Source organism: Pseudomonas sp. REP124 (genome assembly GCF_020164475.1).
In the GTDB taxonomy this organism is placed as follows: domain Bacteria; phylum Pseudomonadota; class Gammaproteobacteria; order Pseudomonadales; family Pseudomonadaceae; genus Aquipseudomonas.
Genome location: NZ_JAIQWX010000191.1, coordinates 1 through 10,716, shown reverse-complemented (window position 1 = coordinate 10,716; position 10,716 = coordinate 1). Strand labels below are relative to the sequence as shown.

At 61.2% G+C, this 10,716-nt stretch carries 8 protein-coding genes; 6 read left to right on the top strand and 2 right to left on the bottom strand.

The features are described from left to right. The first annotated feature begins 144 nt into the window (after positions 1–144). The 3 genes from K9857_RS27715 (at position 145) to K9857_RS27705 (ending at position 2,755) form a co-directional block, all read left to right on the top strand. A complete protein-coding gene (locus K9857_RS27715) occupies positions 145–726 on the top strand; it encodes an alpha/beta hydrolase (RefSeq protein WP_224541340.1) in 582 nt (193 codons plus the stop codon). 48 nt (positions 727–774) lie between these two features. Continuing rightward, positions 775–1,677: a sigma 54-interacting transcriptional regulator gene (locus K9857_RS27710; protein ID WP_224541338.1), complete on the top strand. Its 903-nt coding sequence runs from the start codon at positions 775–777 to the stop codon at positions 1,675–1,677. A gap of 295 nt (positions 1,678–1,972) precedes the next feature. Beyond that, complete coding sequence (locus K9857_RS27705) at positions 1,973–2,755, top strand: MetQ/NlpA family ABC transporter substrate-binding protein (RefSeq protein ID WP_224541335.1); 783 nt, start codon at positions 1,973–1,975, stop codon at positions 2,753–2,755. A 510-nt stretch (positions 2,756–3,265) separates the two neighbouring features. Here K9857_RS27705 and K9857_RS27700 read toward each other — a convergent pair. Next, positions 3,266–4,426, bottom strand: a complete 1,161-nt coding sequence (locus K9857_RS27700) for an AAA family ATPase (protein WP_224541333.1) — start codon at positions 4,424–4,426, stop codon at positions 3,266–3,268. A 226-nt stretch (positions 4,427–4,652) separates the two neighbouring features. On the opposite strand from K9857_RS27700, the gene K9857_RS27695 reads away from it, so the two are divergent. Genes K9857_RS27695 through K9857_RS27685 form a run of 3 tightly spaced genes read left to right on the top strand, consistent with a single transcriptional unit; the run spans position 4,653 to position 9,870 of the window. Then, positions 4,653–5,756 (top strand): efflux RND transporter periplasmic adaptor subunit, encoded by a 1,104-nt coding sequence (locus K9857_RS27695; RefSeq protein ID WP_224541331.1) that lies wholly within the window; start codon positions 4,653–4,655, stop codon positions 5,754–5,756. After that, the gene (locus K9857_RS27690; RefSeq protein ID WP_224541329.1) at positions 5,753–6,820 is read left to right on the top strand and encodes an efflux RND transporter periplasmic adaptor subunit; all 1,068 of its coding nucleotides are present in this window, start codon (positions 5,753–5,755) and stop codon (positions 6,818–6,820) included. Before K9857_RS27695 ends, K9857_RS27690 begins: the two co-directional genes overlap by 4 nt. After that, positions 6,817–9,870 (top strand): efflux RND transporter permease subunit, encoded by a 3,054-nt coding sequence (locus K9857_RS27685; RefSeq protein WP_224541327.1) that lies wholly within the window; start codon positions 6,817–6,819, stop codon positions 9,868–9,870. The genes K9857_RS27690 and K9857_RS27685 overlap by 4 nt, the downstream gene beginning before the upstream one ends. 141 nt (positions 9,871–10,011) lie before the next feature. Here K9857_RS27685 and K9857_RS27680 read toward each other — a convergent pair whose 3' ends face one another. Beyond that, positions 10,012–10,638 (bottom strand): class I SAM-dependent methyltransferase, encoded by a 627-nt coding sequence (locus K9857_RS27680; protein ID WP_224541325.1) that lies wholly within the window; start codon positions 10,636–10,638, stop codon positions 10,012–10,014. Positions 10,639–10,716 lie beyond the last annotated feature (78 nt).

Below are 10,716 nucleotides of genomic sequence, written 5' to 3'. Positions count from 1 at the left end.
CACCGCATTCGCGAGCAAGCCCGCTCCCACAGTTGATTGTTGTGTTATTCCTTATAGGTCTTAATAAATAGCTTCTTATTCCTTAACGAATATAACTCTCCTCCCTATACTCGTCCGGGAACAGACACGCAGGAGAGCTCCCCCATGCGCAACGAATCAATTCGCTACCTGATTGTGCCGGGCTGGCAAGGATCGCCAGAAGATCATTGGCAAAGCCACTGGCATCACAGCCTGCCGAACAGCGCACGGGTGGAGCAGGCCGACTGGCTGACGCCCCGTCGTGAAGATTGGGTTGCGGCGCTGGCCGAGGCGATTGCCGCCGACAGCACACCGGTGATCCTGATTGCCCACAGCCTGGGCTGCATCACCGTCGCCCATTGGGCCGCCACCGCGCCGCTGCCGATGCTGCGCCAGGTGCGTGGCGCTTTGCTGGTCGCACCGGCCGACGTCGAACGCCCGGCTTGCGCTCCCGCCTTGCGCAACTTCGCACCGATTCCAACCGATCAGCTGCCGTTTCCGAGCCAAGTGGTCAGCTCCGACAACGACAGCGCCGTCAGCGCGCCGCGAGCCCTGGAACTGGCGCGCAACTGGGGCGCCGAAGCAGGAATTCTCGCCGGTGCCGGGCACATCAACGTGAAGTCCGGGCATCAGCGCTGGGAGCAGGGCTTTGCCTATCTCTATCGCCTGCAGAGCCGCATGGAACACCACGCCCTGCGCCGCGCTTAAACCTTTCAACGCCCCCCGTCTCCCGGCGGTTTTGGGCGGGAGACTGCCATGAGTTTTGAAACCTTCGGTCAGCCGCTGCTGACCTTCCCCGACGCCGAAAAAAGTCCCCTGAGCATCCGCGCCAAGGCGCTGGTGTTCGTCGATCCACGCTCGCGGCAATTGCGCCGGGAGCTGGAGCAACTGGCACCGCGTTCGATTTCGGTGCTGATCCGCGGTGAAACCGGCACCGGCAAGGAGTTGCTGGCGCGGCATATTCATCGCGCCAGTGATCGCGGCGGATTGTTCGTCTCGGTCAATTGCGGGGCGATCAGCCCGACTTACGCTGATGCCGAATTGTTCGGTTATGCCGCTGGCAGCTACAGCGGCTCGGCCAGCAGTCGCGCCGGTTGGTTCGGCTCTGCCAACGGCGGCACGCTTTATCTGGACGAAATTGGCGACCTGCCGCTGCCGATCCAGATCAAGCTGCTCGCGGCTCTGGAAAATCACGAAGTCACTCGGGTCGGCGCGCATCAGCCGAGCCCGGTGGATGTGCGCCTGGTGGCCGCCACCAGCATCGATTTGGCGCAAGCGGTCGCGGCCGGCAAATTCCATGAACGGCTATATCACTACCTCAGCGAAGGGCAGCTGGAATTGCCGGCCTTGCGTGAGCGGGTGGGGGACATTCTGTCGTTGGCCGAATACTTCCTCGGCATCTACAGCCAGCGTCTGGACCTGCCGGTGCCGCTGATCAGCGAAGCCGCGCAGCAGGTGCTGGAGCGGCACAGCTGGCCGGGCAATACCCGGGAGCTGGAGAACGTCATTCACTTTGCGCTGCTGGTCAGCACTGGTGACGAGATCTTGCCGGAGCATCTGAACCTGCCCGAGCTGCACACGCCGCTGGAACAAAAGCTCCTGCACCTGCTGCGCAACGGCACCCCCGCCGAAAAAGCCGCCCTGCAAAATCTCCTGTAGGAGCGAGCACGCTCGCGATGGTCGTCAACGATGACGCGGGCTGCCTGACTGCCCGTGGTCTCTGGACTTGCATCGCGAGCAGGCTCGCTCCCACAGGTTAAAAGGTGGGCAGGTGCACGTGGAACGCGCGTGCCAGAGCTGTATGAGCAAAATGGAATATGAACGTGAATAAAAGATATTGTTCGGGAATAAAAAATCCCGGTATCTTCCGCGTCACGCCAGCGATAGCACATCACTGGCACACGTACTGTTAGCCGTCGCCACGAGCGACTGTGATTTTCGATAAGGACACTGCATGAAAAAGGTTCTGTTGTTCACCGCACTGGCGGCTGCCCTGACCGCGGGCCTGGCCCAGGCTGGCGAGAAACTGGTGGTAGCGGCGACCCCGATTCCACACGCTGAAATTCTGGAACTGATCAAGCCAACCCTCGCCAAAGAAGGCGTGGACCTGGAAATCAAAGTCTTCACCGACTACGTTCAGCCGAACGTGCAGGTCGACCAGAAGCGTCTGGACGCCAACTACTTCCAGACCCTGCCATACCTGAAAAGCTTCAACGAAGGCAAAGGCACCAACCTGGTGACCGTGATCGGCGTTCACGTTGAACCGTTCGGTGGCTACTCCAAGAAAGTCAAAACCCTGGCCGAGCTCAAAGACGGCGCGACCATCGCTATCCCGAACGAAGGCAGCAACAGCGGCCGCGCCCTGATCCTGCTGCAGAAGGCTGGCCTGATCGAGTTGAAAGACCCGAAAAATGCCCTGGCCACGCCAAAAGACATCGCCAAGAACCCGCACAACTTCAAGTTCAAGGAACTTGAGTCCGCCATGCTGCCGCGCGTTCTGGACCAGGTTGACCTGGACATGATCAACACCAACTACGCGCTGGAAGCGGGCCTGAACCCGGCTAAAGACGCGCTGGTGATCGAAGGTGCAGATTCGCCTTACGTGAACTTCCTGGTGGCCCGTCCTGACAACAAGGACAGCGACGCCATGCAGAAGCTGGCCAAAGCCCTGACCAGCCCTGAAGTGAAAGCTTTCATCGAGAAGAAGTACAGCGGCGCGGTACTGCCAGCGTTCTGATTCGCCCGGTAAACCTTTTTGCGGTTTCCAACGCCGACGGCTGATATAGCGTCGGCGTTTTTTATTGGGTCAATTTTGTGACGAGCGCTTACCTGAGGTGATCGCCACAATTAACCACTCAAGCCAAAGTTCATCAGGCCACTTTGGCCTTCAACGCCCTGCGTAACGCCACGAGCAACTTGAGAAAGTCCTGCTTGCTCATCGGTTGCGGCTCTTTCACGTCTGCCATTTTTTTCTTCCTTGTGATGGTTTGGCCGGAGTCTGGCCAATAGCGGTGCGTCCTTGGAGGGGTAATTCGAAAAAAAGATCCGTCCTACATGGGCTGGCGAAATAGCCGTCTTCCTTTGCCCCGGGAAATGCCAGTGGAGATAGTTTTTTGGATGTTTGAACTGACAGTTGTGGTGATCTCGCTGCCCTCATTCGCGAGCAAGCCCGCTCCCACATTGGTTCGGTGTACACCGATCAACTGTGGGAGCGGGCTTGCTCGCGAATAGATCTAAAAATCACCACTCAATCCGGCCAATTCCAGGCCGGCTCATCCAGCATCCCTTGCCCGACAATCCCGGTCTGCCCAAGGTTTTTCTCCAGCACGATGCAATTGCACTCCGGATCCTGCTCAAGCGCCGCAATCAACCGCCGAGCATGGGACACCACCCACACCTGGCACTGCCCGGAAGCCCGGATGATCAGCCTTGCCAGAGCCGGCAACAAATCCGGATGCAGACTGGTTTCCGGTTCGTTCAGCACCATCAAAGTGGGCGGCCGGGGTGTCAGCAATGCCGCCACCAACAGCAAGTACCGCAACGTCCCGTCCGACAGCTCCGCCGCCGACAGCGGCCGCAGCAAACCTTCCTGATAAAACTCGATGGCAAAACGTCCGCCCGCCAGCGGCTCGATGCGCAGCCGCGCGCCGGGGAACGCATCGCTGATCGCCGCCTGCAACGCCTCGGGGTCGCCGATTTCGATGATGGTCTGCAACGCCGCCGCCAAGTCCCTGCCGTCGTGGTGCAGCACCGGCGTGCGGGTGCCCAGTTGTGGCTGGCGCACCGGTGCGTCGGCGTCGCTGCGAAAGTGATCGTAGAAGCGCCAGCGGCGGATGAACTCGCGCATCTCCAGCACTTCCAGCGAGCTGCGCAGGCTGCCGACCTGATCGAACAGACTGTCGAAATTCGGTGTGTGTTGCGCCAGCACGTCCCAGCTGCGGCCCGCCCTGGTGCGGATCATCGGTCCATCGCGATCCACCAGCAGGCTGGCCGGGCGGTAGAGCGGGCCGGACCAGATGCATTCCCTTTTGATTTGCGGGTCGAGGGAAAACACCGAGCGACTGGGTTCGGGCAACCCCAGGGCGATCGAGTAGCTGAAATCCTCACCCGCGAACCCCAGACGCAGACGTTTGGCGCCTCGCCTGACGATGCCCTCGATCGGCACTTCGCCGTTGCGCATGCGTCGGCTGATGGTTTCCGGGCCGGCCCAAAAGGTCGAATCCAGCCCGCCCTCGCGGGCCAACGCATTGACCACGCCGCCCTGGGCGGTTTCCGCCAGCAGTCGCAGCGCTCGGTAAAGGTTGGATTTGCCACTGCCATTGGGCCCGGTAATCAAGTTCAGGCGACCCAGCGGGATCACCAGTTTGTTGATCGAGCGGTAATTGGCCACCGCGAGGGTATTGAGCATGGGGAGCGTCCTGCCGAGTGATGCTCCACAGTTTGCCCGAACCCTGTTGTCGCGGTCGTGGCAAACATCATCGCGAGCAGGCTCGCTCCCACAGTTGATTGGTGTACACCGCACCATTGTGGGAGCGAGCCTGCTCGCGATTTTTATTTCCGGCCACACAGGCGGGCACGGAACGCTGTTCTAAGCTGTCAGACACATTGCGCCCGTTAAACGCAAAGGAGTCTGCATGGCTGGTCCCGGATTGAAGTTTGCCCTTGGCCTGTGCCTGTTGGCCATGCTGGGGGGTTGTGGTGAGAAGAAGATGGCCGAGAAGGATCGGCCTCGGGTGTTCGTGCAAGTGGTCAAGCAGGGGGAATACGGGGCCAACGTCACGTTGACCGGCGATGTTCAGGCGAGGGTGCAGACTGAGCTGTCGTTTCGCGTCGGCGGCAAGATCATCGAGCGCAAGGTCGATGTCGGCGATCGGGTGACGGCCAAGCAGGTGCTCGCACGGCTTGATCCCAAAGACCTGCAGACCAACGTCGATTCGGCCCAGGCGCAAGTGGTCGCCGAGCAGGCCAAACTCAAACAGAACGCCGCGTCGTTCGAGCGTCAGCAAAAATTGTTGCCCAAGGGCTACACCAGCCAAAGTGAATACGATTCCGCCCAGGCCGCGTTGCGCAGCAGCCAGAGCTCCCTTGCGGCGGCTCAGGCGCAACTGGCCAATGCCCGCGAACAACTGAGCTACACCGCGTTGATTGCCGAGGCGCCGGGTGTGATCACCGCGCGCCAGGCCGAAGTCGGTCAGGTGGTTCAGGCCACGGTGCCGATCTACAGCCTGGCCCAGGACGGTGATCGCGATGCCGTGTTCAACGTGTACGAATCGCTGTTGGCCGAACCGCCACCGGACAAGAAGCTGGTGGTCAGCCTGCTCGATAATCCGCAGATCAAAACCACCGGCACCGTTCGCGAGGTGACCCCGGCGGTCTCCGAGCAGAGCGGCACGGTGCAGGTCAAAGTCACCCTCGATGCGCTGCCGCCGGGCATGCAGCTGGGCTCCGTGGTGAGCGCCACGGGCACTACCCGTGGCAAGGCCGCCGTGCAGTTGCCGTGGTCGGCGCTGACCAAAGACGTCAGCAAACCCGCCGTGTGGCTGGTGGACGGGGAGGGCAAGGCGCAATTGCACCCGGTCACCGTCGGCCGTTACCTGACCGGCAAGGTCATCATCAGTGGTGGCCTGGAGGACGGGCAAAAGGTCGTCATCGCCGGCGGCCAGCTGTTGCACCCCGGTGTCGCCGTGGAAATCGCCGAAAACACCTACAAGGAACTGGCCACGGAGGGGCAACAATGATGCGTCTGTCAGTGGTAATGGCCAGTTTGCTGTTGGCGGCGTGCTCGAAAGAAGAACCGCCGCCGGAGCCGATCCGACCGGTGCTGTCGATCAAGGTCGAAGCGCTGGGCGAGCAAAATCTTGGGCGTTTCGCCGGCAACATCCAGGCCCGCTATGAAAGCAATGTGGGCTTCCGGATTCCGGGACGCATTGCCAGCCGCGCCGTCGATGTCGGCGCCGAAGTCAATCAGGGCGACTTGCTCGCCTCCCTCGACCCCACCGACCAGCAGAACCAGTTGCGCACGGCGCAGGGCAACCTGGCGAGCATTCAGGCACAACTGATCAACGCCCAGGCCACCGCGCGCCGTCAGCAGAGTCTGTTCGACCAAGGCGTAGGTTCCCAGGCGCAACTGGACAATGCCCAGACCGACCTGAAAACCACCCAGGCCTCCCTCGATCAAGCCCAGGCCTCGCTGAATCAGGCCAAGGACCAGCTCAACTATGTGGAACTGCGCGCCGACCACAAATCGGTCGTCACCGCGTGGAACGCCGAAGCCGGGCAAGTCGTCACCGCCGGCCAGCAGGTGGTGACGCTGGCGCAGCCGGACATCAAGGAAGCGGTGATCGATCTGCCGGACACCCTGGTCGATCAGCTGCCTTCGGACGTGGTGTTTCAGGTCGCCTCGCAGCTCAATCCCGAGATCAACACCACCGCCATCGTGCGCGAGATCGAACCGCAGGCCGAAAGCACTACCCGTACCCGCCGCGCGCGCCTGACCCTCACCGAAACCCCGACCGCCTTCCGGCTGGGCACGGCGATCAGTGTGACCCTGAGCTCGGCGATCACCCCGCAGATCGAACTGCCCCTTAGCGCCTTGCAGGAGGTCGACGGCAAGCCGCGTATCTGGGTGGTCGATACACAGACCCAAACCGTATCGCCACGCAACGTCAGCATCATCAGCCGCACCGACGGCAGCGTGAGAGTGGCCAGTGGTGTGAAGTCCGGCGAGCGAATCGTCAGCGCCGGTGTGAACAGCCTCAAACCGGGGCAGAAAGTGAAAGTCGATGAGGGCAGCGCACAATGAAAGGGAGTTTCAACTTATCCGAATGGGCGCTCAAACATCAGTCGTTCGTCTGGTACCTGATGTTCGTCGCCCTGCTGATGGGCGTGTTCTCGTACATGAACCTGGGCCGCGAGGAAGACCCTTCGTTCACCATCAAGACCATGGTGATCCAGAGCCGCTGGCCCGGCGCGACCCAGGAGGAAACGCTCAAGCAGATCACCGACCGCATCGAGAAAAAACTCGAAGAGCTCGACTCCCTCGACTATGTGAAAAGCTACACCCGACCCGGCGAATCGACGGTCTTCGTCAACCTGCGCGACACCACCAAGGCCGGGGACATCCCGGAAATCTGGTACCAGGTGCGCAAGAAAATCGGCGACATCCGTGGCCAGTTTCCTCAGGGCATCCAGGGGCCGTCATTCAACGACGAGTTCGGTGATGTGTTCGGTTCGATCTATGCCTTCACCGCCGATGGTTTGACGATGCGCCAGTTGCGCGATTACGTCGAACAGGCCCGGGCCGAGATTCACAACGTGCCGGGGCTGGGCAAGATCGAAATGGTCGGCCAGCAGGACGAAGTGATTTACCTGAACTTCTCCACCCGCAAACTGGCGGCGCTGGGCATCGATGAAGGCCAAGTCATACAAAGCCTGCAAAAAGAAAACGCCGTGACCCCGGCGGGGGTGATCGAGGCCGGGCCGGAGCGGATTTCAGTGCGCACCTCCGGGCAGTTCGTCTCCGAGAAAGACCTGGCCAACGTCAACCTGCGGCTCAATGACCGCTTCTATCGGCTAGCGGACATCGCCGAGATTCGTCGCGGCTATGTCGACCCGATGAACCCGGAGTTTCGCTACAACGGCCAGCAAGCCATCGGCCTGGCCATCGCCATGCAGAAGGGCGGCAACATTCAGGTGTTCGGCAAGGCCCTGCACGAGCGCATCACTGAGCTGACCGCCGACTTGCCGGTGGGCGTGGGCGTGTACAACGTCTCCGACCAGGCGCAGGTGGTGGAAGAGGCGGTGGGCGGTTTCACCAGCGCGCTGTTCGAAGCGGTGGTGATCGTGCTGGTGGTCAGTTTCATCAGCCTTGGCGTGCGCGCCGGGCTGGTGGTGGCGTGCTCTATCCCGCTGGTGTTGGCCATGGTGTTCGTATTCATGGAATACAGCGGCATCACCATGCAGCGGATTTCCCTCGGCGCGCTGATCATCGCCCTGGGCCTGCTGGTGGATGACGCGATGATCACCGTGGAGATGATGGTCGCGCGTCTTGAACTGGGCGATACCAAGGAACAGGCGGCGACGTTCGCTTATACCTCGACGGCCTTTCCGATGCTCACCGGCACTCTGGTGACTGTCGCCGGTTTCGTGCCCATCGGCCTCAACGCGAGTTCTGCCGGTGAATACACCTTCACCCTTTTCGCGGTGATCGCCGTGGCGATGATCGTCTCGTGGATCGTTGCGGTGCTATTCGCGCCGGTGATCGGCGTGCACATTCTCAGCACCAAGGTAAAGGCCCATTCGACGGAGCCGGGGCGTCTTGGGCGGGCGTTCAACAGCGGCCTGCTGTGGGGCATGCGCAATCGCTGGTGGGCCATCGGCATCACCGTGCTGCTGTTTGCGTTGTCAGTGTTCTGCATGCGTTTTGTGCAGAACCAGTTCTTCCCGTCTTCGGATCGCCCGGAAATCCTGGTGGACCTGAACCTGCCGCAGAACGCCTCGATCAACGAAACCCGCAAGGCCGTGGACAAGCTTGAAGCGACGCTCAAGGGCGACCCGGACATCGTGCGCTGGAGCACCTATATCGGCCAGGGCGCGATCCGTTTCTACCTGCCCCTCGACCAGCAATTGCAGAACCCGTACTACGCGCAGCTGGTGATCGTCAGCAAGGACTTCGAAGCGCGCAAGGAGCTCAGTGATCGCCTGCGCGAACGCCTGCGCAAGGATTTCGTCGGCATCGGCAGCTACGTGCAGGCACTGGAAATGGGCCCGCCGGTGGGACGGCCGATTCAGTATCGGGTCAGCGGCAACAACATCGATCAGGTGCGCAAACACGCCATCGACCTGGCCAGCGAACTGGACAAGAACCCGTACATCGGCGAGATCATTTTCGACTGGAACGAGCCGGGCAAAGTCCTGCGCGTCGACATCGCCCAGGACAAGGCGCGGCAGCTGGGGCTGTCTTCGGAAGATGTGGCCAACCTGATGAACAGCATCGTCAGCGGCTCGACGGTGACTCAAGTCGACGATGACATCTACCTGATCAACGTGGTCGGCCGCGCCGTGGACGCCGAGCGCGGCACGCCCGATACCCTGCAGAACCTGCAGATCGTCACGCCCAGCGGCACCTCGATTCCGCTGCTGGCGTTCGCCACCGTGCGCTATGAGCTGGAGCAGCCGCTGGTGTGGCGTCGCGATCGCAAGCCGACGGTGACCATCAAGGCCGCCACCTTGGGCGAGATTCAACCGACGGATCTGGTGACCCTGCTCAAGCCGGACATGGACAAGTTCGCCGCCGGCTTGCCGGTGGGCTACAAGGTCGCCACCGGCGGTACCGTGGAGGAAAGCGCCAAGGCCCAGGGACCGATCGCCAAGGTCGTGCCGCTGATGCTGTTTTTGATGGCGACCTTCCTGATGATCCAGCTGCACAGCGTGCAGAAGATGTTCCTGGTGGCCAGCGTGGCGCCGCTTGGATTGATCGGTGTGGTGATTGCGCTGGTACCGACGGGGACGCCGATGGGCTTTGTGGCGATCCTGGGGATCCTGGCGCTGATCGGCATCATCATCCGCAACTCGGTGATTCTGGTGACGCAGATCGATGCGTTTGTCAGCGAAGGGTATTCACAGTGGGATGCGGTGGTGGAGGCCACGAATCACCGGCGACGGCCGATTCTGCTGACAGCGGCGGCGGCCAGTTTGGGGATGATCCCGATTGCCCGGGAAGTGTTCTGGGGGCCGATGGCTTACGCGATGATTGGCGGGATTATCATTGCGACCTTGCTGACGTTGCTGTTTTTGCCGGCGCTTTATGTGGCCTGGTACAAGATTCGCGAGCCGCAGAAAGAGGTGAAATAGAGTCGAGCGCTTCGCGCTCATCGCGGCCAAGCCCGCTCCCACAGGTTTCGAGGTGAACACAAAATCTGTGTACACCGCCAATCACTGTGGGAGCGGGCTTGCCCGCGATGGCGTCAGTCCTGACACCGCAAATCCAAAGCCTTACACCTTGCGCCAGACACTCGCCAACCAAGGCTGCTGCTCCCGAGGCAACCCCGCCGGCCGGTAGTAATGCTCCAACTCCACAAACCCCGCCTCGGTCAGCAATTGCTGCCAAGCCGCCAGATCGTGATACGACCCATATCGCGGCCCGTTCCAGCCTTCCTGATTCTCGCCACGAGGGTTGGAGCTGAACAACACACCCCCAGGTTTCAACGCAGCGCGCAACTGCTTCAATACCCGAGGCAATTCCTGTAGCGGGATGTGAAACAGCACCGCATTGGCGAAGATCCCGTCGAAGCGCTCGGCCGGTAGATCAAGCTTCAGGAAGTCCTGATGCCAGACCTCACACCCGCTGTCCGCCCGCGCCATTTGCGCGAATTTTTCCGCGCCGTCCAGGCCGACTGCTTTGTGGCCCATGCGCGTGAACGTCTGCAAATCACGACCCGGCCCGCAGCCAAAATCCAGAATGTCGAACGGCGCCTCGCCCTGAACGTGCCGCAGCAACGCGTCGATGTTCTGGCTCACATCGTGATCGCGCGTGCCTTCACGAAACCCTTCGGCCACCGAGTTGTAATGGCCCAGGGTGGTATCGGTGATTTTTTTGAGGTCGTCGGGGGTTTGTTTCATGGTGGGCTGCGCAGGCAATTGGGATTTGCCGAATATACGCCATTCGCGGGCAAGCCTCGCTCCTACAGGATCACATTG